The sequence below is a fragment of the Clostridia bacterium genome (assembly GCA_017410375.1).
In the GTDB taxonomy this organism is placed as follows: domain Bacteria; phylum Bacillota; class Clostridia; order RGIG6154; family RGIG6154; genus RGIG6154.
Window position 1 is genome coordinate 83,164 of record JAFQQW010000051.1, and the last position, 26,252, is coordinate 109,415.

13 protein-coding genes are annotated in these 26,252 nt (G+C 35.8%); 1 reads left to right on the plus strand and 12 read right to left on the minus strand.

Going from position 1 to position 26,252, the window contains the following annotated elements; all coding sequences use genetic code 11:
* Window positions 1-116: 116 nt before the first annotated feature.
* The 8 genes from IJE10_07480 to IJE10_07515 form a co-directional block, all read right to left on the minus strand.
* Complete coding sequence (locus IJE10_07480; protein ID MBQ2967940.1) at window positions 117-1,907, minus strand: S-layer homology domain-containing protein; 1,791 nt, start codon at window positions 1,905-1,907, stop codon at window positions 117-119.
* Entirely contained in the window at window positions 1,900-8,631 is a 6,732-nt protein-coding gene (locus tag IJE10_07485) for a S8 family serine peptidase (GenBank protein ID MBQ2967941.1), read from the minus strand. The genes IJE10_07480 and IJE10_07485 overlap by 8 nt, the downstream gene beginning before the upstream one ends.
* Before the next feature lie 16 nt (window positions 8,632-8,647).
* Window positions 8,648-13,012, minus strand: a complete 4,365-nt coding sequence (locus tag IJE10_07490; protein ID MBQ2967942.1) for a hypothetical protein — start codon at window positions 13,010-13,012, stop codon at window positions 8,648-8,650.
* Between the two features lie 94 nt (window positions 13,013-13,106).
* Entirely contained in the window at window positions 13,107-13,256 is a 150-nt protein-coding gene (locus IJE10_07495) for a cyclic lactone autoinducer peptide (protein MBQ2967943.1), read from the minus strand.
* 43 nt (window positions 13,257-13,299) lie between these two features.
* Window positions 13,300-13,887: an accessory gene regulator B family protein gene (locus tag IJE10_07500; protein ID MBQ2967944.1), complete on the minus strand. Its 588-nt coding sequence runs from the start codon at window positions 13,885-13,887 to the stop codon at window positions 13,300-13,302.
* A gap of 95 nt (window positions 13,888-13,982) precedes the next feature.
* A complete protein-coding gene (locus tag IJE10_07505; GenBank protein MBQ2967945.1) occupies window positions 13,983-15,290 on the minus strand; it encodes a GHKL domain-containing protein in 1,308 nt (435 codons plus the stop codon).
* A gap of 2 nt (window positions 15,291-15,292) precedes the next feature.
* Window positions 15,293-15,997 (minus strand): response regulator transcription factor, encoded by a 705-nt coding sequence (locus tag IJE10_07510; protein ID MBQ2967946.1) that lies wholly within the window; start codon window positions 15,995-15,997, stop codon window positions 15,293-15,295.
* Window positions 15,998-16,077: 80 nt separating this feature from the next.
* Window positions 16,078-16,449 (minus strand): helix-turn-helix transcriptional regulator, encoded by a 372-nt coding sequence (locus tag IJE10_07515; GenBank protein ID MBQ2967947.1) that lies wholly within the window; start codon window positions 16,447-16,449, stop codon window positions 16,078-16,080.
* 146 nt (window positions 16,450-16,595) lie between these two features.
* Between IJE10_07515 and IJE10_07520 the strand changes: the two genes are divergently transcribed.
* Window positions 16,596-16,931: a helix-turn-helix transcriptional regulator gene (locus IJE10_07520; protein ID MBQ2967948.1), complete on the plus strand. Its 336-nt coding sequence runs from the start codon at window positions 16,596-16,598 to the stop codon at window positions 16,929-16,931.
* A gap of 99 nt (window positions 16,932-17,030) precedes the next feature.
* Here IJE10_07520 and IJE10_07525 read toward each other — a convergent pair whose 3' ends face one another.
* The 4 genes from IJE10_07525 to IJE10_07540 form a co-directional block, all read right to left on the minus strand.
* Window positions 17,031-19,106: a hypothetical protein gene (locus IJE10_07525; protein MBQ2967949.1), complete on the minus strand. Its 2,076-nt coding sequence runs from the start codon at window positions 19,104-19,106 to the stop codon at window positions 17,031-17,033.
* Window positions 19,107-19,692: 586 nt separating this feature from the next.
* Window positions 19,693-20,187 (minus strand): hypothetical protein, encoded by a 495-nt coding sequence (locus IJE10_07530; protein ID MBQ2967950.1) that lies wholly within the window; start codon window positions 20,185-20,187, stop codon window positions 19,693-19,695.
* A gap of 114 nt (window positions 20,188-20,301) precedes the next feature.
* Window positions 20,302-20,754 carry a hypothetical protein gene (locus IJE10_07535; GenBank protein MBQ2967951.1) on the minus strand — a complete coding sequence of 151 codons (453 nt, stop codon included), beginning with the start codon at window positions 20,752-20,754 and terminating at the stop codon, window positions 20,302-20,304.
* 4 nt (window positions 20,755-20,758) lie between these two features.
* A complete protein-coding gene (locus IJE10_07540) occupies window positions 20,759-26,242 on the minus strand; it encodes an RHS repeat-associated core domain-containing protein (GenBank protein MBQ2967952.1) in 5,484 nt (1,827 codons plus the stop codon).
* Window positions 26,243-26,252 lie beyond the last annotated feature (10 nt).

Genomic DNA, 26,252 nt, shown 5'->3' on the forward strand with positions numbered 1-26,252 from the left:
ATTTCATGCCCAGGCTTAGTTTATAAAATCGTCTTTTTTACTCAAATCAAGCTTTAAATTATAAATAGTAAATAGAACAAGGCTACTTTGCAGTAGCCTTGTTTTGATTTAGACATTTAGTCTGTTATCTCCAAATCAGATGCCAATACTTCGGATGCGTAATTGCTGATTGCAGGATATCCTTCTTCGAACTTAATCCACGTATTACCACTCAAAACGTATTTTACACTATTGACATAGCGAGCATTGTCTGACAAGAGCAAGGATGATCCGTCATAAACCAAGCAATCGCCTTCTTGTTCATTTTCAATATCAAAAAATGCCACTTCTGTGCGGTTGTCTCGTGTCGCTTCTTTGTAAATAGCATAATGCTTTTGTGTTACATCCGGAAAAGCGGGATACCCTTCAATTTTCCAAGGTTCTTTTTCCTTGTATGGTACGGTGTAAAAATCAGAGGCACTGATTGTTTCAAATTGTTCTGTAGTAATAACACCCTCGTCAAGTAAATTTTCTGCGACTGTTTTGCCATTTGCTGTAACCACATTCAAGGCATGGGATGCAATTGTTGCCATATGTCCTCGTTTTAAATCTTGAACGTCATAAAAGTCTGTGTTAAAGCCGACTTTTTTAGCAATTTCATTCGCATTTTCTAAAGTCAGTGTTTCGCCCTCGTAACTGTCATATCCCATCGCACGAAGCAACATCACCATAAACTGTGGTGCAGACAATTTTTCTTCAGGAGAAAATGTAGTTTCACTTGTTCCTTTTGTTAGACCTTCCGCATAAGCATACGAAATGTTAGCACATGCCCAATGGCTTTCGTCCACGTCCGAAAAAACATTTGCCGGCTGTGCTTGACTTGCGTTTTCCTCTTCGCCAATCATCCGAAGCAACATTGTAATGCCCTCGGCGCGGGTTAGATTATCAAAAATCATCAAATCTTCGCCATTTCCCTTTATTAAGCCAACCTGTTTCATTTTTTCTGCCATTTCACCGGATGTTGCCATAATATTATTTTCCGGTATAACAAAGCTTTCACGAATTTTTGGAATATCGTCTGGTGAAAGCTTTACACCACCATAAAAAACTTCTTTTTCATGATCTTTAATGAGTTGTTCAATTGTAGCTTCATATTGTTCTGCGATAGAGCGATACATCTCTTCTGCGGTATACAATTTGCCTTCTTCAAACTCAAACTCCAATTTGAATACTGCACTTGAATACACCATCATTGAGTATCCTGTAGAAAATGGAATTGCATATTCTGTTCCGTCTGCTTTGATATATATGTAAGTAACAGGCTCGTGACGAATGATTTTTACACATTCCACATCGCCTATCCCTGTCAAATCAGTTACAGAAAACAGATAATCAACCAAAGCCTGGGTTTTAGCACTTGTTACATTATATATCCAATAATAAGAGCCTTCCGGTCGGTCTCTATACCTTTCTTCCACATTCTGCGTTCCCCACATGGAAGTTATATATTTTTCGGCACTGATTACAGGCCCTTCCCAATTTGATGTTTCGGTAAATAATAATGATAACTCGTTATTCTTAGCATAATTAACAAAATCATATACACTATGATATCCTAAATCCATAGAAACGGCACTGTTCCGAATCCGATATATCCTATAAGTTTTATCTTTGTCTATCCAAATATAACGTCCGCGCACTTCTGATGGAAACCAATTTGCTCGAGTGTATTCGTATGGTAAATTATTTCTAATTTCTCTGTCCACATCTGAGCCTGCATACTTAAAAACACCCTCCTTGTTTTCATCTGTAGAATAAATCCAAAAATTTTCATTTAATGCCTCTCTTAGCGACTTTGCATGTACAACAGGTTGCATTAGAAACATCATACACGCCAATATGAGCATGCCAAATTTCATTTTATTCATTCTCATTCACTTCCTTTACAATTATACGATTGGCAATTCTGCCAGGATCTCCTGTGGGTAATATCACCGTGATATCAAATTCGCTTATTCTATTCGCCGGCAAATCAAACTCAAACAAGTTATGGAACACTTCTTCATTCTTGTCATTCTTAACATCACCTTTTATTTTCACCTCTTTACTCAAATTATCAATACCAATAATGTGTGATATGGTAGCAACATCATAGAAAACTTTTCTTTTTCCTCCCTTATTATTAATCGAAATTTTATAACGATAGCGTACACCGTAATTGGCCATACTACATGCTACATTCGTATTTTCAAACTGGTATGGAGCATTAGGAACTTCTAATATAAAATTAGGACCTTGGTCAACATATTCAGCTCCCGCTCTTTGATTACCTTGCCACGTTGTATCACTTCTTTTAGTGTTAAATATCCAGTTTTCTTCTCTTTCTACATTTGGAGCACTTTCCGTATAATGAAAAAGTTTAAGTCCATCGCTATATATAAGCTCTAACATTCCACTTTCGTCAGCTCTATCAGGAGTTGGACTTGTTAAAATATCTGTACGTAAAGGCGTACCATCCGAATTGTTTCTTCCTCTTATATCATCAGACTGCGCATTTATATTTGTTAACCACGACCATGCTTGCTTCGCATCATAAAATTGATTTTGGACAACAACAGGAAGCGACATGTACTTCTCCTTGTTCTCTGTTTTTGGTTTGTCATCAAACTTTAAACTGCTATCTAGCTCAAACGCAAGCTCTGTTTCAACCTCTGCAAGACTGTTCGCCATACCTTTTATAGTTGAATCCCAAGTATCATGGTAATAATACCCTGCCTGAGCGACACCGTTCACATTCGAAAAATCTTTATACGCCATTACATTCATTTGAACAGAACCCTTAACACTAAATTGAGTTAAAATCTGAATCAAGTCTGCTCGTGAATAATTACTTTTATTTCCATAAATATTTGGAACAGCATATTTAGTATTACCTTTTTGTGTCTCGTTAATATCAAAGAGCCAAAAACTTTCACCTGATTCAAGTGTAATACCTTCTACACCATCGCCATCGTCTATCAGTCTCAATGGCAATGTATCCGAACAATAATAATCTGCATAATTATCGACTTCCTTGCCATCTCCTATATAATTACTCTTGTAAAACGGCAACTGATAATAATCGGAAAAAGCATTTAAACATGCGTAACTCTTGCAATTGTATGGTGCTTCTTCCTTGTTGCTTGGTATTTGATATCCAAAACGTTCAAAATTAATTGTAACATCTTGATCCGTATGATTAAAAAATTGTATATTGACAAAAATATCATCAACAAATGGTTTCTCCTCAAGATCCTTATACATATCAATTGCACCATTCATATGTAAACCATTATGAAAAAAAGCAAAAAGCTCATAATTATCAGTATCGAGATTTTGCTGATATAACAATCTAGGTATAATAGGCGCGCCAATCTCATTCAAATACTCGTCTGTACTATATAGTTGTGCTAACGCTTCTTCATTCACCTCGTCCTGCGTATAACCATTAGGATTATCTGCCAAGTCTCGCTCTGTTATCCACTCTTTATTGCTAATATAGAAGTATTTACCTCCGCCTACCGGAGTAAAATTAATTTTGTTGTTTGTGACAAAACTACTGATAGTCTTATACCCAATCGCCTCACCATTCAGCTTCAAATCCACTATTGTCATTAAGCCGTCTCCAAAGTCTTCTATTTCAATATTTTTACACAAAGACTTTGTTTCGGATTCTGGTACAACCACTTCCTTTATAGTCGCAGGAGCTTTTCCGCCTTGCCAACTAAAACTGATTTGACACTCATATTGCTTTCCAACTTCTAATCCGTTTAATTCAATTTTCAAAGTGTTTGTTCCCATCTTTGGAGCTACTCCACCATTATATTGCACCGAAGCAATTTTTTGTGTAGTATCTTCTATGCGCATCGTATAAGTAATTTTGGAAGAATAATTTGACGAGCTTGAATAGACAGCAAAATAGTAGATGCCTCCCGGTTGCGCCATCCACGTTTCTCCACTTTGCGTAGCAATTGTATTGCCGGATATATCGTGTACTAACAGACGCAATAGTTCGGAATCTGATGATTCCAATGTTACTTTTTTTACTACTGCACCATTAGCTTCAGGAATTTCAATTTTGTACCAATCAATATCCAATTGATTATCCAATGACAAATTCGAACATACACCATCCTCTACAAGCACAGAAGTATCAATAAATCCATATTGCGGATCTTGTCCTTCTGTTTCAGAAATTTTGGCTAAATTCCCTCTAAAGTCATTCGAATATTCTCCATGGCTTTCATACGCATCCAACTCATTTTTCGGAACATGTGTAATAAGCAGCTCATACCCTTTACCGAATGATGCATTGTAATATCTATCATCCGCACTATGAACTTGAACATAGAACGTCTCTGTATCTGGGGCAATGAAAGTTACATATTTAGTATAGTTATTTTTCGCATTAAACGGATTGTCAAAGGTTTTTTGCTGAAAATTCACATAGCCCCGATTATATTCGTCAACATCTTTGTCTAAATCTTCCAGGATACTGATTCGATATTCACCTTGGTCGTTGTCTTGTTTGTTCCTAAGCTGAACACTTAGTTTGTCCCCTGCTTTCATTTGAACAGGATAAATGTCTTTATCTCCCGGAGAGTCAATAGAGCTTCTAATCACAGTCGCTTTCTTCTCATGCGATCCTATGCTGTTTATTAACAACGACTCAGATTCATTCACTTCAAACCAGTCATTGACTTCAAAGCTTTCGTATGTACCTTGTGGACTTTTATACAATTTCAACGTATAGTTTTTTGCCGGACTAAAACTTTCATCATATTTATCTAAATGATTGCTTGCATTAAAGATTTTGCTTGGATACACTACCACATAATAAGTACCGGTATTTTCAGCAATAGCCTCGGTTTGCATACTATTTTTGTTTGATGCCTTCCACGAAGTGCTTATCACTTGTTTTTCGGTATTGAAAATTTGTGGTGAATATAAATCGCTAACACCATCCGGAGTTTGTAAACGCAAAGACAGTTTATCGCCTGCATTCAAGGTAACCTTAAAAAAGTCAACATCCAATGCATGATCCAGCTTACCGACCTGAACCGCATAGTTGTTGGCATCAAACGAAATAGTCGTCAACTCCCCTGTCGATACACTATTTTCGCGCGAATCGTTGAGGACTGCGTAGTCTTCTGCCCCGGAAGAATTATATAATAATGTAACTTTTAAAGTATATTCTCCGGAACACCGAACAGATATAGCAAATTGCGGAACTGTTACCGCATTCGCACCTTCTACTAAAACAGATAAACTTTTTGCGTTATTACCATAATCATAGAATGCAGAATTCAAAACAGTATATCCATTTCCGCCCATAAGGGAACTACTTGCCGGAGCACACAAGAATTCATCAGCTTCATCAGAAGACGCTAACGAAACAACTATTTTACCTCTAAGATTGGGATTTTCTTGCAGTTCTTGCAAAAAGGAAGTTGCACCATTTATACCTAAATCATGATATGTAGAACTACTGCTATTTGTCACATAAAACGAATCATATTCTAAATAGGACAATTCACTTGTACTGTTTGCTACCACTGTATCCTCGGATACAGTGGCAATAGCTTCAGCCGCTCGAGCTTCTAAAATTTCTTTTACATAAGGAAATGTTTCATCATAATCGGATACGTCCGAATTTATTGAAAGTACAACACTATCCTCTTTAACTTGTTCACTTCCAACATTAAAATCGGCATCAGGATAATCTTCTATGCTGTTCAGCTGAACACTTTCACCTGTCATTTCATAACTATCAGGCATTAACAAATCAGCATATACTCTTTCGGGTATTTCATCAGAATAAACTTCTTCAAACTCATAAGACAATGTATATTCCTGCTCTGCATTTACACCTGATGTCGGGAATACTCTTATATAGTAAGTATAAGGCTCAATTGAAAAATTGTCAATAGTCATTTCCCCGTTATCATTTTGACCTAAAGCAAGAATTACGCCACTATAGTCGCAAAGTGCAATCTGATACTCGCAATTTTCCGGAATATTTATCAATTTTAAATTCAATGTCCCTAAATGGTCTTTTTGAATTTTATACCAATGCGTATCAAATTCATTGCTAAATGCTCTTGAATACGAATCTATATCAGAAATATCGATTGCATCCGACATTTGTTCGCTTTCGTGATTGCTTACAACTTTACTCCACGCATATTTTTTTCCATCTTTTTCAGCTCGAACACGAAACGCATGTACTCCTGCACCCGAATAAGGATATTCCTTATAAGTGGTAGATAATTGTTCAGAAACTACGCCATCTTGCTCCACATAATAATGTGTTGCACCGGGTAGTGAATCCCAAGACACACGTATTTTGTCGTTCTGCATAACTACAGAAATATTCTGTGGAACATTAAATCCTTTGTAAGATGCCGTCTGATCCAAAATTTCGCCCATCCAACCACCTAAATAATACAATTCATTTTGGTAATACACTGTTGCTGCACCAGATGCATATACATCCAAATCAAGCAAGGAAGACCATGAATTGTTTACTATATCGTATTCAAATGCAGAATTCGACATAGATTGTGCACTTGAGGTGCTATTCTTTATAACTCTGTCTTCACCATCTACCAATACGTCATTTTGACCGCCAACAACATATATTTTATCTTGCATTGCAAGTGCATAAGCATTGCGTTTGGGTTCCGGCATATTTCCTACAACCGTAGTTGTGTTTTCTTCAGGGTCATAACACAGCACTTGCTTCAAGCACTTCTCGTTGTTACAACCACCAAACAAATACACCTTACCATCTTTTGCTAAAGCGCCTGCCATAAATCCAACCGGAGCCGGAAGATTTCCTTTAACACTCCAACTGTCATCAGAAATATTATATTCGTATATAGTTTTCACATAATCGCCATTTACAACGCCACCGAACAAATAAATATTATTACCTGCAGCAACAGCTGTTGCTCCTGTAATTCCCACAGGCACAGCTTCTAAAACTTCCCACTGGTCAGTCTTCGAATTATATGCCTCCGCACCTGTTAAAACACCTGTACTATTCATGCCACCAAACACATACAGTTTTGAGCCTACAACTGCAGACGCGTGATTGGCGCGTGATGACGACATGGGAGTTTTGGAAGTCCATTCATTCGTATATACATTATATTCGCTAATGGTATTGAGATAGCCGTCCTCAGTATATCCACCGACACGGTACATTTTATTAGCCATTGTTTCAGCGGTTGCCGCATATGCTTTGGTATGATTATCACCATTAGGTATAACAGGAACACAAAGGGCGTTTGCTGCATTTAGAAAGCCGCCGCATTTCACTTTATCCGTTAGAGAATCTGCTAAAGTAGCCGAACTTAAAATTCGCTGCTTAATTTCCTGTGCAGATATGTTATTTTCATGGCCTTTCACCAATGCTGCTACACCTGTTACAAAAGGTGCTGCCATAGAACTACCGCTTAAATATCCGTAATCATCATTTGGAATTGTGCTAATTATATCGGTGCCCGGAGCAACAATATCTACGTTTTCACCATAATTCGATCTTGTGTCCAAAACACCTTTATTGTTCATAAACGCTACCGATATAACATTAGAAAGTCCAAAACTAGATGGGTATCTTTTAACTTGTGATAAGTCATTTCCATTGTTGCCTGCTGAGCAAACAAACAACATGTTACTTTTTTGCATGGCGTCCTCTAATGCCGCTGAATAATTTGGTAGGCTCCAGCTGCAATTTACAATATGAACTCCCATTGCATCAGCATACTGTATTGCTTGAATTGCATCATACACTGTACCTACGCCATCGTTCATAATCTTTAACGGTAGAATCTTTGCTTTAGGCGCAACACCTTGCACGCCAACACCATTTGATGCAGCACCAATAATACCCGCTACATGTGTTCCGTGCTTGTCCAATGCACCGACAGATGAATCTTCTTCACTTTTTTCACTATCATCTATGGGATCGTTTGTTTCCAAAACAAAGTCCCAACCACGTACATCGTCAACAAACCCATTTCCATCATCATCTAACGAATTTCCAGCAATTTCGGCAGTATTGACAAACATAGCATCTAGCAAATCAGGGTGATCGTATTGAATTCCACCATCAATCACAGCAACAATAACGCCTTCCTCATCAAACCAGCTTTCTTTCCAAGCAGATGCCGCTTGTATATCCATACCGGAAATACCTGTCGAACTTTCTATTCTTTGACCGGAATTTTTCAGAGCCCACTGCTCATTAAAAAGCGGGTCATTCTGTGTGCTGTCCGCATAAAGTTTATAATTAGGTTCAGCAAATTCAACATTTGGATCTTCGTCATAATACGATAAGACTTCCTCTGTTGAAACATATTCGGAAACTTTAATAAGTTCGACATTACCACTTCTCGTTTCAATGCTACGAACAACTTCTAAAGGAGACTCGCCATCTTCTGTCATGAATAATGCAACAGGAGCTTCTGCTGTGGTCCCTTCTTTAAATTTTACAATTATTTCTTGATATTCTTCAACTGCTGTTGTGCTTGTCTCTGCAAAAGAATTAACGGACAACAATCCAATTATATACACAAATATCAAAAAAACTGAAATAGATTTTTTCATAAATGCTCTCCTATTTTTATTTTTCTAAAAACGCTGATTCAACTTTAATAGTAGATTCGCTATCATCTTTGGCTTTCATTCTAACTATAATAGGTTCAGACCCCTTCACTTTGACAATTAATATTCCTGTTTCCAGATACTCTACACTTAGGTTTTCAAAAACACCTGGCGCAATAATTCTTTCAGGAATTGTTGCTATAGCATCTACTACTTCAATCAACTCCGGATTAAACATAAATTTATACAAGCCAAATTCTGAATAGCCGTTTTGGCCAACAGTAATAATCATTTCTTGATTCATAGAAGCTGTAACTGATAAATCTATATCATTAATGTCCTCAAATAAAATAAGCTTATAATCGTCTTTAAAAGACGCATTAACACCCAACACATATCGCTTACCTTGTTTCAAAGAATAGGTTGCATTCCCGTAATACAATTTGTCTTGTCCTACATAGTTTAAATTTATAATAGGCTGTACAATTTCGCCATCGTCTTCATAAATTGAAACTTGCGGCACTCGCATTTTGCCTGAAACATCTATCATTATTTTTTGGTCTTTTTCAGGTATAAATACATAAAAGTCGGTATCACCACCGTAATCACAGCTACCTTCCATCACTACGTTAGGTGTAATCATACGGTTAGTGTAGATATTATCGCAATTTTCCACAATAACATTATTATGATAATCGTAGACTTTCAATCGAATTTCACCCTCCGAAACATCCGAATCCTTCGAATAATGATATGCAGAAATAGGACCCATTACACGCTCTAATAAATACTCCTCATCTTTATGAACATAAAATATTTCATTTTTCCACACTTTAGAAAAATTTTCTGCTGTTTTAAACGAAAGATCAATATATGTTTCCGTCTCCTCCTCTACCACTGGCACATCAATAAAAACAGGTGCTATCGTATCTTCATAAGATAAATATTCAAGACTATATTGATATTTACTCTCAGGCATTTGCAAAGAATTTTTTGAAAACACAATATAATCCATACCAGCAAGAGACAAACCGTACAGTGTTATTATGTTTTCTCCGGCATTTAAATGGACTTTACCATCAACTTTATAATTATAGAATTGTAAATCTGTAATATTGTTGTTTCTCGCCCCAAATAAATAAGCTCCATTTATTGCATATATACCACTTGAACCGCCCGAACCATCCCAAATTGCATAAGTATTAAAATTGTCGCTTTCATATAAATAATTAACCGGATTAGTGGTTGATACGACATCGTTATTTATAGTTATCGCAAAACAACGATTCAACCAAACATCTTCATCACCACCTTTTCTAGACAATGCTCTTGCTCCCACATAATACTCTCCTGCTTCTGGTACATATAGTTTAAACTGTGTACGTACCGGAACCGATTGAAGTTGTCCTGTACGCATAAAAATTTCATTTTGATTGAATACCCCCTTTGTTTCACGTGACATATAAGGATCGAAAACCGGCTCCTGCTCACGCCACCACGCATGTCCGCTATTACTGGCAACATCTTCATCATTATTTTGATATCGATTCGCCGCTGTAATAATGAAAGTATCAGTATTAATTACATTTGTACCGCTTACTGTCACAACATCACTTTGCACATGATTACCGCAAAAGTCATATGCTTCGATTTGAAAACTCACCCACGGATCACCTTGTACATTAGTAACTTCATATTGTGTTACTGTACCATCCACCTCGCCTAAAACAACATTTTCGGTTTTTCCTGTATTAACTTGCAATATTTTATAACCTGAAACACCGATGTTATCAGTAGCAGCAAATGCTATTTTATATGAGTTGTTGCCTGTTCTTTCAACAGATGGAACATCTAAAAAAACAGGAACTTCAACATCTTCATAAGAAGCAATATACTTGTCGTACTTCGGACGCGTAAGCTCGTAATTCATTTCAAAATCAGAAATAGCTAAAAAATCTACTTTTGCAAAATCAAAGCCTCTGATTTCAAGATTTACAAAACCCTTTTGAAGATATATTGGTTGTGCATCTATATACAAATAACCAGCCAATCTATTTACTTCGCTACGTCTAGCTCCAAATAAGTAAACATTCATACCATTAGTTCCAACTACGCTGTCAAAATGACTGTCATATTGATTCTCCATAGGATCAATGCCCAAAACTTCATTATCTCCAATTCTTACAGCAAACGTATGTGCTCTACCATAGTCTGCATTTGTGCCTGTTCTTGTTGCGGCACGTCCCCAAACATAATACATACCTGTTTCTGGAATATAAATTTCCTTGCCAATTTTTGAGTTTTGCATGGCTTCACCTGTAGCAGTGTGTTCTTCTGAAAGCAATTCACCTGGTGAGTAATATTTACCTGTAGAATTGTTAAACGCATCTCCAGGTTCTTCGATTAGTTCCCATTGTACAGTTTCCTGTGATACTTCATCTCGTATCATTTCAAAACCACTTGCACCCGTAAACACTGCTAAAAAATAATCATTAATCGGCGTATTATCAACGCTAACATATTTATAACTATTACTGGACAATAAATAGATTAATTGTAATTCTGAAAATTCCTGAATTTTTTCATTTAAAACATTCACTGTGCTGCTATTAGAAGAAACTATGTACTCTTTTGTTTCATCTTCATTTATACCAAAGACCAAAAAGTCTGCCGCTCCTGCATCAATTGTTGTTTCAAATACATTCTCTTTTTTTAACGTCAGTTGTTGTGATAACTCACCCTCATCATGTATCAAGTTTAATTGATGTGGCAACAAAGCTAAGTCATATTCTTCTTTCGTGCATGGCACATATACGTCCTTACAAACGACTAAATAATCTAAGCGAGCATAATTATAACCATAAATCTTTAAACATGCTGGTCCTGCCTCTAAATAAATTGGCTCCGCATCATAATAATGATATGCTCCCAGTTCTTCGTTTTCATAACGATTAGAACCAAACAAATAACGATTTTCATTTCCGACTAAACTATAATTATAATCATTTTCATCATCCCAAACTGAACGATTACCGGAAACGAAATTTACATTTTCACCTTGACTAACCGAGACCATAATTTTTCTCTCATTGAGTGCATCATTTTTATTATATGTTCTGCCATACACATGATAATAACCGGCCTCAGGAATAATCATATATGTCTCTGCCACTTCAATCCCCTCGGTTCTAAGAGTCGTAAACAATTGATTATTACTGTTATAAATTCCTGCTGAACTACTAACTGTCGAATCCCAACTCCAACCATCACTTTCAACAAAGGAGCTTCCGGTTAACACAATAGGCGTTGCTAAATCACTTACAGAAATATTTACGTCAATTATATTACTCCACAACACATTCATATTTACATCAGTTGCCACTACCCAATATTGGAGTAATTCTTCATTTTGAACAACATAATCTACAAAAGATGTTCTTTTTTCACTTATCTCGGCAACTAACTGACTAGAATTATTATCGTTTTTTTTATATATTTTATAAGATTCTACATTTTTACCCGATGTTTTATTAATACTTAAGCTTACCTTATTTCTTTCAACCGAAGCCTGCAACTGAATTTCTGTTGTCTCGTACTGTCCGTATTTCACATCATAAATTTCTTTTGTTTCGCATTTTTCTTGTCTACTTCGTGAAATAGCCAAGTAATCCATACGTGCATAGTTGTAACCGAAAACGCTAACTGTCGTTGTCCCTTTTGTCAAATATACTGGCTCAGCATCAGTATACTCGTAATAACCTAGCGAGCCTACTTCTGAATTTCTTGCACCAAACAAATATCGATTAATCCCATCATCACCTATAAATGAATCAAAATCGTCATCATCTCTATCTGTAATCGGATCGTTTCCTGACAAAAATTTAGTTGTTCCATCTTTTACAAAAGCAACCCAAAATGTTCGATTCATTGATTTATCAGTTGCTGTTCCTTTCTGTGTTACAGCTCTACCAGAAACATAATAGTAACCATCAGCGGGTACATAAATTTGGAAATCTGCTCTTTCAGGTTCTTGTCCTCCATTTTTAAGTAATGGTTTCCCTAACGAATTATTAAATGCTCCAGAACGATTTTCGACACTCCACACACCCGAAGTTGAAGTAAATTCATTTGCACCTGTAATTATAATAGGGTTAGAACCATCTGTCAAAGTTTCGTCTTCGATCAATGTAAGTTCTTCCTCCTCGGTAATTTCGACACTTTCAGAAACATTGGACTCGTCAACAACTTCATCGTTCATGTAGTTTTCTTCATTGTTTTCCGGCAATTCTTCTGCCCCAACACCGATTCCCGATGAAAGCAAAATACATAATGCTACCATAAGACTTACTATCTTTACAAAAAAATCCTGCTTAATCTTAATCATTTACCATCTCAACTCCTTCACTAATTTATCAGTACTATTAGCATGAAATACGCTAAAAAGCAGACTGTACTGATTAGCCTGCTTTTTAACACAATTACATTCGATACGCATTCATCTCTTCGGGCACTTTTGTTTGATAAAAATATGTCCAACATGCAGATTCCATAGTTTTAACACCAACAAATAATGCAAGAGCTGCTATAGTTGTAGCATGTTTAAACAAAAACGCTTTTATTTTTTTCATAATCCCACCTCCTTTACCTATCTTTCATTTAAAGCGAACAACTTCAAACCAATCGTTTTCTATTTTTCACCCACCCGAAAATTAGTGAAATTGTCGCAGAAAAACTACCAAACAAGTAACTCAAAACAAATTCTGTACATGCTGTTTCTTTTGAGATTATATACAATAGAAGTGAAATTAGCAGCATATACATTCGACTAGTGTGCTTAAAAAATCTTTGTTCTGCTTTATTAAAACGACGATGTTCGTGATCAATCGGCGCTAAAAGCCAAACTACAAGCAACATCAAACTCAATATACATATTGTAAAAACATTAATATATTTTACTGGGAAATTTTTGATGAAAAGAACAAACGCAACATGATTTATGGAAAAAAGCATATGGCAAAGTTTATAAGAGTTTGCATGTGCGCCACCAGCATATTTACGCAAAATGGAAAACGAAAAAACAAATATCATGGATGGAATAAATGTTTTGGTTGCAAAAGCAATGATTATAGCTATTGCCAAATACGAAAAATAACTTACCAACACTTCGAAACCATATGAATAAATATTCTGCTTTTTTTCATCTATCAAATTATGTTTTAACAATTTTCGAGTTATTTTGGTTGAAATTACATTATACATTGTTTTCCTCCATAAAAAAATAAATGGTATCTTGTTAAATACAAAATACCATTTATTTACAAATTTCTCAACATCTATTGCTTATTCGTCGATTTTCACGACACATTCGTTGCTGAATTATTTAAAATTATCACCGTTTCGAACATTTTATTCTCACACGACAATATTATTTCACCTTTATATTTTGCTGCAATGCTTTTCATTGTAGAAATTCCGAAACCATGAAGTTTTTCATTTTTGCTCGTCTTCAAATGTTGAACATCTATGTTTTCATCAACTGCATTTGATATTGTAATAATCAACATTTCTTCTTTATGTATAACACTTATATCAATTACTTTATCTTCGACCTTTTTCAACCGCGCAGACGCTTCAATAGCATTATCAAGAGCATTCCCTATCAAGATTGAAAAGTCAATTAAAGAAATCTTTATTTCACTTAAATTTTTATGTGCAAAATTTACTGCTATATTCAACTTGCCTGCCTCTTCCATCTTGTAATTCATCAATGTATCCACAACACTGTTTCCGGTTAAAACATTCTTTTTATAATCATCTAAAAATTCAAGTTCTTCTTTTGCTCTAGCTTTAACACTTTCAACATTGTCATTATTTAACTCTGATATTATTCCAAGCAGAAAATTTTTATGGTTATGTCGCATTTTCACAATCTCATTATTTTTGTCAAGCATTAAAGTGTATTGCTCTGTTTGTTGTTTAATTAATGATTCAGCCCACAAAATTCTATTCTCATCATATATTGAATTGTACATACTATCTATCACTTTGAAAATGAGTAAATTGCAAATTGCCAAAAGAAAAATACATATAACACCGATTACTTGCAAAGACACTTCGTTTGTAAAACGCCATGCATAAAACTCAAACAGTATTACAAGGAAAGTTGCAATCGGTAACAAATATACTGATAAATATTTCAGTTTAAAACGACCAAATAGCGTTTTATGTTTAGCTTGAAAGATAATGTAGCAACAAAATAAAGTTAAACTATTAGACAGAATTGAACCCATGTATGTATATAGCATATCTCCTTTGATGGTAGCAACATCTATCCTGAGTATAATTTGCATACATAAACCAACTATAAATTCCAAGGCCGAGGAAATGCCCGCGAACAAAACAGTATACAAAATTCTATTATATGCTCTAAATTGGTAAAAACATGTAATACTGAACAAGCAAGTAAGCATTATACCACTTCTCAGTAAAACATTTTTCACAAATGCTAAAGAAATACTAAAAAGAATAAAAATACAACTAACTGCAATAACATTTCTTCGGTTTTTGCGGGGTGCAAAAGCACCAAAAAAGATTATTGCTGCCCCTAACATCATGGCAGAACATATAATTGCTAAAATTATAGAATGAATCACACTCATCATTACTAAATCACCTTTCTTATATACTCCGCATAAGCTTGCATTACTTCAATGCGCTTGCGAATGCTCATCATTACTTTTTCTCCGTTTTTCAGGATCACATCATTCTTTTCAAATTCTCGCACCTTATTGAAATTTACGATATAACCTTGGTGTGTCTGATAAAAACCATGTGGCCTTAATTTGTCCATAGCATCTTGTAGCGTACCAAGAGTATCATAAACCTTTTGGTCAGTATGATATAATACATGCCGTTTATAACATTCTACATAATTAATATCTGTAACATTTATGTTTACCATCCCAATCATAGCGCGAGCAACTATTTGCCTGTGTCCTTCTTTGTATCGTTCTACGGCTTTGTAAACAACTTCATAAACTTTATCATAACTGCATCCTTTTAACAAATAGTGAAAAGCGTTGCAGTCATACGCATCAATAGCAAATTCCGGATAACTGGTTACAAAGATTATTATGACATCCTTATCTACTTTGCTAATTCTTTTCCCGGCATCTATACCATCACACATAGGCATATCTACATCAAGAAAAATAATATCATATTTCTCTTTGGCCTTATAACTTTGTAAAAGAGCAAGTCCGTTATCAAAAAAGAAATACTGTGCACCTTCAAGAAGTTTTGTACCCGACAACAAATCAAGTAGCACTTTTTGATCGGATTTCGCATCTTCGCAAATAGCTATCCTCATTCGCTCACCACCTTTACCATATTATACCATAGAATTCGACTAAAAACAAAAAAAATCTTCTTTCAGTTCGAAAGAAGATTTTATTTGCACTTTTCCATTCTTTTTATTTGCTGCTCAATTTCTTGTTTTATTTTTGCAACAACTGCGTACGTCATTTTGATGTTTTTTTGCCCACATAAATTATATACGATACTACTGTATCGCCTGTCCGCATCCATACCAGATAATTCTTTGAGTCGGGTTAGAGTTTCTGCGGAGATTACATTCTCGGGACAATAAATTTCTTTTTTCGGAATACGATATATACGCATAAACATCGTTTCATACACCAATGAGATATCTCGTTGGTTCTTTTCCAACCCATAATATGTATGTACTGTTATATTTAAAAGAGAAGACAGTTCTTTTGCTGTCACACCGGTCAATTCTCTTAAAAAACGTAAATTGTTCATAGTTACTCCTTTATTTTTTTGTTCAGTATATCAAAAAAACACAAAAAAGTCAATGGTACTACTAAAAGTTATTTATGTAGTACAATATTCATAATTATATTTAAAAAATATATACTATATAGTAGTAGTAAAAGAGAGGCGATAATATGCAAAAAGATGACGCATTAAATATTGCACTGGGTGCAAGAATTAAAGAAATACGAACTCAAAAAGACATTTCACAAGAGAAACTCGCGGAAATGATCGGCGTATGCAACGGAACACATTTATCTAACGTTGAACGGGGTTATTGCGGATTATCCATCCCAAAACTTGTCAACGTTTGTGAAGCACTGGATGTCAGTGCCGATCACCTGTTATTCGGCACGACAGTTCATGATGTAGAAACGGTTTTACATGAATCTCTTAATCAGCTAACTCGTAAGCAGGCGGATTGTTTGATGGATATCATTCGTGCATACATCAAATCATGCGACATATAATAAATAAATGACTTAATAAAACTTGATAAAAGGACTACCTTGTGTAGTCCTTTTATTTGTTAAGCATAATTAAACTGCCATATTGCAGTTTAATTTAAATCATCCAAAATTCTTCATGTTATTCTGCAATTGATGTTCACTATTATTTAACAGTTTTACAGTTTCTTTTTTTATACTTTTTAACGTCTTTGTTCTCTGTTTTGATGCTCCACGAAAATCTGTTTTGAAGTTCTTTATAACCTCTTTATCATGCAGCGTAAGTCGGATGTTAGTCCCTCGACTTGCTATAAAAGTGTATAATGTTGCAATATCAAATAACCGAAAATAGTATATCCTCTTTTCTTTGGATAACATCTCACTTAAAGTTTTATCAACATTAAGCTGTGCTAATCTCGATATTCTTTTTTTGCATGATTTTTCACAAGGATATGAAGTATCGTCTTTAAAATTAATCACATCATTTTCTTGCGTTATAACATCACCATAATATACAAGAGTATGTGAGCGATTAACCAAATCATAGTTCTCAATATACTCCTTTCCCCAACATTTTAGCATGTGCGAAACATAATCAAGTTCTATTTTTTCACCTCCCATAAATGACGAACTAATCGCACAACATCTTCTAAGCACAATCAGATTATACGCCTTATCAAAGTCTGGACATTCTGCATTAATAATATTGTCATCGTTATAATATACAAATTCTAGGAATTTTTTGATATTAATGTCTTCGGAATTCAATCGTCCCAATCTAAATATAATGGTATATTTCAATTTGAAAAAATGTTTTGGCCTAAGTTCATTAATTTGTTTTTTTACATTTATATATTTTTGTTCCTGGCAGAATTGAGTAAATTCCTGTTTAAATTTTGTATAGATTTTTTGTGAAAATGTACAGCTATAAATATTAACGAATCCACTTATACAATCCGATATTTTCTCCAATAGTAAACCATCTGAAATAAAATCGGCAATTTTATTCGTATATTCACATGCCAAAACCTTCACTGCACCATTAGATAGATCAAAAACATTCTTCAAAAAATAATACGCTACGAAAAACTCATAAAAAGTATCGTGTTTAAATATCCACTCACCAGATTTCTCTTTTAATAATACTTCAAAAACAGCTAAATCTTCATTCCGAGATATATTATGTACACCACCTAAATAATATGAGTCGTATGTTTCCTTTGATAAACAAGCTATATCACTATCTATATTGTGTTCAATATTTTTTTCAGCATAGTAAATTCTAAAAAGTTGCACAACAAAAGTCTCATAAAAAGAAAACTTGTTTTGGGTTAATTCATAGCTTTCATTATAAAGTTTTATACTTATCAACATTTTACACATAAGAGGATTATAATCTATTATTTTCCAATCTACAGCTTTTTTGAAATATGCAACCATATCATCATAATCTTCTTTAATATGATTTTTTATGTGTTTTAAAATTTTTAACGAAAATCTTTTCAAATTTTCTTCGTTCCATGTATCAATTTCATAAAACTTAAAATCATAAGCATTTTGAGTTGCCGTTACTATATTTACAAAATCTGGACGACAAGAAATGCGTATTATAAGCTTTTTTGTCACTCTATTTATTATTCTTAATCTTTCTAGTAAGTCCTCAAATTGTGCTGCATTTTCTATAGTTTCATCTACCCCATCAAGGTATAATATCAATTTCGATAAAGATGCATCTGTGACTAAATTAAGAAAATTATCAGTTGTCATTATTTCATTATAAATATCATGTGCATCCAAGAACAATGCAACTTTTTTTCTTGAAAACCACCACTTTATTAAATTTCTCCTGAAAACATCCTTCAGAAATGAGGACTTCCCGCACCCCGGTCCCCCCGTAACTACATAAGATGATCTAATAAATTTTGAAGAAACTTTCTTTTCGCTTTGTTGATTTCTTAACACAATTGACTTAAAAAAAATATTTTTATGAAAAAAAAGTCTATTGTTTCTCATATTGAATAGTAACTCTTCATTTTTTAACTCTCTCATTTTTTCAGTTGCAATTCTCTTTATTTCTTTTCGTCTCATCCTAACACATCTAGGTACAAACAAATCCTTTGCAACACCCCAAACCAATCCTGCAAATGCTATTAAAACGCCCCACACTTCCGCATAGTCTTTTATTGCTTTCCAGTTCATAATATATCCTCCAATAATTAATTTTTATATTAAAACATCATTCGCTTTACCACTTTATATATTATATAAGTGCTCCTCTAAAGTCAATAGCTATTGCGCGTTCGTTGTGTTTTAGTGCCTATTTGTTTCAAAAGCATGTGTAAATATAAAAATAGACCGCCCGGTGGCAGTCGTGGTTCTATACATTAGTTTAATTTAATTTTATCATATCCTTTCCATTTTAAGCACTGGCCGCAGCGGTCACAGTATGCTTGGTATTCGCGGTTGAAAGCGCATTGACAGCGTGGGCAAACCGGGTATACGTATCCATTACCATATTCTACTTTTTTTGTTACCTGCATTGGTTCTCTATAAAGTAATTTTTCTTGAATCCGTTTTTCTTTACTTGTTTTCATAAGCTTTCCCATTACAAATATATTTTCTTAAGTTTATACTACCGAACAATTGGTTAAATGTCAACTATTGTTCCCTATTCGTCGGTTTTCAGTACCTATTCGTCAGTTTAAGCATAAAAATAAGGCTACCATAGTAGCCTTATTTTTTGTGAACAATATGTTTGCTGTCAAGTCGCCTGCTGTTTTTTGGGTTAAGCGGTTTGCGCCCTCACAGGTTTGGCGGTGCTGATGCCCTTGCGGTCGGTCATGGATTTTACGGTACCATCTAAGTTGTACACATAGGTTACGCTATCGTCCAAGGCATCGGTAACGGTAATAGGCTGATTGAGGAAGTTATATTTATAGGTGGTGGTAGACTGTTCACCTGTGTTGCCTACTGTTTGGGTGAGCATTCTGCCACCCTTGTCATAGGTATAGTTGACCTCGGTGCTATCGCCCTTGTTGTTTTGGCTTACCTTTTTTAAGTTGTTATTGGCATCATAGGTATAGTGGATATAGGAAACTTCGTTTACTTCTCCAAAGGGGTTTGTAAGATACCCTTCTTTAATCATATTGCCGTTTCCGTCATACCAATAGTTATGCCAAACGGTGGTTTCGCCCTCGTCATAAGCTTCAGAAACCAACTCGTTACGGGGATTGTAGGCATAATTCATAATAAAGCCGTTTGGCGCCTGTGTTGCGTACATATTGCCATAAGCATCATAGTAAAAGGAATGAGTCCGGCACAATACCGAACTCATTCTCAAGCAAGTTAATGTTTAATTTTTGGTCTAAACTTTTAGGCTATCTTCGTTAGAAAGTCACCATTTTTTTATTATTTCGACTAAACATTTTTCTTCTTTCCCGAAAAACAATTTTCCACTGAACATGAGCAACGCAATAACGAGATATAAAACTATGAAGATAAACTGCACTAATGCCTTTTCTTGATTTAGAAGAGTTGTTGCTCCTAATAATGACCAATTACCATACAACAAAACAGATAAAATTACTAGAAAAAATATCATTGGAATAGTTTTGAATTTAAAGTTCCCGTCTAACACAATACTATCGTTTTCTTTCTGTGCTTTACATTTAAAAACTCTTCGAAACGGATGTTGTAAAGTATTATTCACATAAGTAAGATATACATAGCTATTATTTTTTTTGAAATATAACCCTTTTTGAAAAAAGAAAGGCTTCATTTCTTGAGCATTTGACTTCAAATATTCTAATAGTTCTGTCTCCGATTTAAAATTAGTTATATATTTCATAAATTCACCAACTCCAAAGAATTTTTCCAAAATTTATATCAGCATGTAATTCAGCAGGCAAAACACTAACTCCTCCCGAAACACTCCCGCCTTTAGATGTATCGAAGTCTCCTCCTACATATCCCGCTGACCCACCTGCTGATATTGACATTCCTTCTAAATCATATATAGTATCTGCAGAATTGATAACTATTGTCCCGCTAACAGACGCATTGGGTGTGCCTGCACCAACACCACCAAATACTATTATTCCTTTGTTACCATAGTCATCCCAAACGAACATAATTTGAATATTGAGTTTAATTCCAAATGCCGCAGATGCCGAAATCCCCGTTCCATATGCTTCTTCTCCAGTAACATCAACATATGTTATTGGATTATTCAGTGCATAAACATATACGTTAGCACTTTGCAGTACGGAATTTATATCAGGTATGCGTGCAAAGGAACTATCTACATCTTTATGTTTTTCTCCATAAATCATGTTATCAAGATTCCAATGGGTGTCTTTCTGTGTAAATCTACCGGTATTGGGGGTATAATAGCGTGCACGGAGATAGATGGAGTCGGATTCCGCATCGTAGTATTCACCGCAATATCTAAAGGGATTTGTGTCGTTGGTGTCTATATTTCGTTCCACACCAAAGCCATCATATTCATAGTGTTTTACACTTTCACCTGCACTATTGGTTAAGTGTACAACATCACCATGTGCATTATGGACATAGTACTGTGAATTATTACTGATTAAGTCAAGACCATAATAATAGTTTTGTATACCATCCTTAACCAAATTCATGCCGTCCCAAATTTGGTTGGTGGTTTTTCCATTTACTGTCTTGCTATTTCTTAAACCATCCGCAGTATAAGTATATGTTGCTTGCTCGGTCCCTTTTCCTCTAAATTCTACTAAACGGTTAAAATCGTCATACTCGTAATGTGCAACATTGGGTACTTGTTGCGGTGTCCAGAAGTCGGCAGTCAATTCACTTTCTGTAGGTGTTGTTCCGTCTTTGGATGTATAAGTTTCGGTTATTTCAGACATCAGGTTGCCATTCTCATCATAGCTATAGGAAGTTAATTCCTCTACCTCACTTGCAGTATACATCTTACTGCCTGTCAGTTGTTTGTTGTTTTTGTCGAAGGTGTTTATTACTGTAAAACTTTCTTCGCCCGTTACAGATAAAGCTGTACGGTTGCCACGGCTGTCATAGCTATAAGTCATGTCAATATCGCCGACTGTTTCTGTTTTCAGTCTGTTTACACCGTCATAGGTGTAGGCGGTGGTTACACCGTCCTCGGTTTTGGTTGCCACATTGCCGTCTGTAAAGTAAGTATAGCTGATATTGGAAAGCACATCTGTATCGTTAGAAGCGGTTACATTGGTTGTCCAACCGGCATTGTTATAGGTATAATCTGTGGTTACGCCGTTGCCCAGTACAGATTTGGTTAATCTGTTATTTACATCATAGGTATAGCTTGAAATGGCATTATTGCCTTGCTTTACAGTTGTTAAGCGGTTTGCATTGTCATACACATAAGACAAGCTATAGTTTGGCATAGAGAAGGTCAAACGGTTACCGCGTTTATCATAGGTATAGTTTTTTGTAACGCCGTCTGTTACCTCTTTGGTGAGCCAACCCAAGCTATTATAGGTATAGGCAGAGCTTGTTTGTTGCGTTCCGTTTTGGGTGATGCTTGCCCCTACTCTATTATTCATCATATCATAATTATAGGTTGCTGTCAAGTTGCCAGCCGTTTTTTGGGTTAAGCGGTTTGCGCCCTCATAGGTATAGGCGGTACTGATGCCCTTACGGTCTGTCATGGATTTTACGGTGCCGTCTAAGTTATACACATAGGTTACGCTATCGCCCAAAGCATCGGTTACAGTAACAGGCTGATTGAGGAAGTTATATGTATAGGTGGTGGTAGACTGTTCGCCTGTATTGCCTACCGTTTGGGTGAGCATTCTGCCGCCCTTGTCATAGGTATAGTTGACCTCGGTGCTATCGCCCTTGTTGTTTTGGCTTACCTTTGTTACGTTATTATTGGCATCATAGGTATAGTGGATATAGGAAACTTCGTTTGCTTCTCCAAAGGGGTTTGTAAGATAGCCTTCTTTAATCATATTGCCGTTTCCGTCATACCAATAGTTATGCCAAACGGTGGTTTCGCCCTCGTCATAAGCCTGAGAAACCAATTCGTTACGGGGATTGTAGGCATAATTCATAATAAAGCCGTCGGGAGCCTGTGTGGCGTACATATTGCCATAGGCATCATAGTAATTGGTGGTTGTGTTACCTAAAGCATCTTTTACGGTGCGCGGCTGATTGACACCGTTATAGGTATAGGTTGCAACTGTTCCTTTTTCGTCGGCAACCGAAAGGACATTACCCATCTTGTCATAGGTATAGGTGGTTGTACCTGTGTCGGGTGTAGTTTGTGAAGTCATAAACCCGAGTTCGTTATACTTTTGCGTTACATCAAAATGTTGATTATTGGTTTTATAGGTTCGGGTTTTGATTTGGGTGCCGGTATGGGTGCCGTCATCCGAAGCAATGTCAAACAAGGTATAGGTATACTGTTGTTTTGCCTTTAACTCGTCATTATAGAACTCTTTCTGCTCTAAGATTTTGCCGCCGTCGTTAAAGGTGTACTCGATTTTGGTATAGTCGCCATCGGTATTTTCAAACACTTTGTTTGTGCTTATTCTGCCACGGTTGTCATAGGTCACTTCGTCCATTTGTACCCAGGTTTCGCCATCTAATGCATAGCTTGCGGTGTACCGACCCAGTCCGTCATAGATTTGTTTTACACGGTTGCCGTTGGAGTCGGTGGCGATGATGATGTTGTTTTCATAATCATAGCTATAAAGACTTGTGCTGTTTAAGGTTAAATTGGTTTGAGACAGCACATCACCCGAAATATTGTATGTGGTGGTATGGGTATTGCCATTGGCATCGGTTGCGCGAACGGCTCTGCCTAACATATCGTAGGTTTCGGAGGTGGTATGGTCCGAAACGGCTCTGAAGCCTGTGGTTGCTGTGTTTACAATTAAGCTATAGTCGTTTAAGTTGTTCGCTTCGGTATTTAATTCCGGATAGGTATAGGTATAGGTTGTGGTGCCTTCATCTTCATCATAAGTAACAGATGCCAATGTGCCATCCGCATTATAGGTATAGCTTTGTGTTCTTGAACGCAGGTCGGTACCGCTTACCGTCATGGATGCAGGGGTTTTGCCGTCCGAGCTGAAAGTATAGGTTGTGGTAAGATTTACCGCTCTGTTTGATGTACCGCCATTTACGGTATGGGTTTTAAGTTGTTCGTAGGGGCCATAGGTATAGGTTTCGGTATAGCCTGCAACACGTTTACTCCATATTTTATCCAATCCTCCGGTGTATGAGGTTATTGTTGTATAGGGAAGTCTGTTCTCCGGCACTTCAGCATCAACAGATGTTGCGTTTATTTGATACAAATCTGTTCGGGTAATTAAATTAGGATTCACTGCACCAGACTCATATGTATAGTTCGTTTTAGTCAAAATTCCATCTTGTAAAACGCGACTTTCCGTCAAGCGTTGTTTAGAATCATAGATGTCTTTTTGTATACCATTCGGACTTTGGATTATAGTATAATGTGTATACTCTTCATCGTTTGTTATTTTTCCTTCCTGTGGATTGTTATAAGCATAGGTTGTTTCCATTTGTTTTTCGCCATCAAACATGTAATATGTTTTGGAAACCTTCTGTTTTTCTGTTTCATGCTCGGTATAATTGAAATATACATTTGATGTATCATACTCGTATACTTTTTTAGTGTTATCTGAAAGTTCAACTTCGGTAAGTAACATCTTCCAATCTGCACGAGTAGCATTTTCTGAATATCCAAACTCTACCAAGTCCTGAACAAGCTTATGTGTATATGTCGTTTTGTCTTGGCTTGTTTCTGTTCCGCGATACACATTTAAAGTGTAGATATTATCTGTATATAAATTATTACCCGGATCGACCATCGCATCGTTTTCAGATATTGTTTCATATGTAACAATTATGTTTTCGTCAAATGCTCCTTGTTCTTCCGTTTGTTGATCGTAAGGAACACTTCCTACCGTGATATTTGCCAAAAGATCTCCATTATAATTAAATCGTATAGAACGTCCATAAGTGTCTACAATATTTAACAACTTATCTCCAGAGAAATTGTATGTAATATAGTTTCCAAATCGATCTTCTATTGCTACCATTCGTTGATCATACAAATTGTAATAACGTTTTGTCCCTTCAGGGTCTGTTACCTTCGCATTATATTCGCAATACGGAAGCTCCCGATAATATTCCGAATCAAAATTATCGGTAAATTCAACATCCCAATCATTCAAAACGTTAACCTGTCCGTTATTTGTATAGGTTGTTACTTTTTGATATGTAACCGTCCCATAATCTGCATCTTGACGATATGAAATGTAAAGTTCATCGTCTTTTTCGGTGCTGAAATGAGCTGTTCCAACATAAAATCTATCGTTTATCGGCCCATCTAAATATTTGTTTTCCCATTCGGCAAAAGGAAGTTGTATACGCCAACCATTACCTATTGATGTGCCCATTGCAGGATCTGTAACATTCATTAACTCTACTTTTGTTTCATAAGAAACTTCGGCACAAACTGCACCCAAATTTGTATTTCGCACTAATTTAACTGCGTTCGCATCTGATGATTGAATGTCCTCATACATATATAAAATACTGCTTGAATCTAATGATGGATTCGATTCAGGCAATATAGTCATGCCGGAAACATTATTTTGCCCATACTCAGAATAGTTCATTAAAACAGATATTCTATGATTTTCATCTTCTGCCAACAACATTTCTGTTTCGCTATTAAATACAACATATATTGGTTGCGTAGTATTATTTTCCAGATAATACGTGTAAATATATTGGTAGTATTTTTCATTTACTACTTCGTTATTTGTTTTATAATTAATAGGATAACGACTTGAGTTGTTTGTGTAATCAAAATCAGATCCCATTTCATTTGAAATAGTTTGTAAGGCACTGTTATACACGCGGTTAACAGAAACGTCCAAACCAGCTTTGCCCGGCAAATATAAATCCGTTGATGAATAGTGCAATGCACCAGTAGCACTGTTTATATAGCTGTTGCCCGATTTATCAAAAATTGCTCCCTGGTTTCTTCTATCGCCTAAAATACTATTCAAATATTGTTGTTCTTCATAAACAACCGGGTCAAAATCTGCAGTTTCGGCACTTGTTGCTTCAACACTATATGTTGCTCCGATTGTCTCGACATCCACCCCAGCAACTTGCATCGCAAAAGAAACGTTGTTCTCCATAACCAACAAAGGATGTTCATCACTATATACTGTTTGCACTACACTTTTTTGTGAAACCGATTCAATTGCAAATGCTGGTGCAATTTGAAAAACCATTAATGCTGAAAGCACCCACGCTGTAAATTTTTTCATTTATAATCCC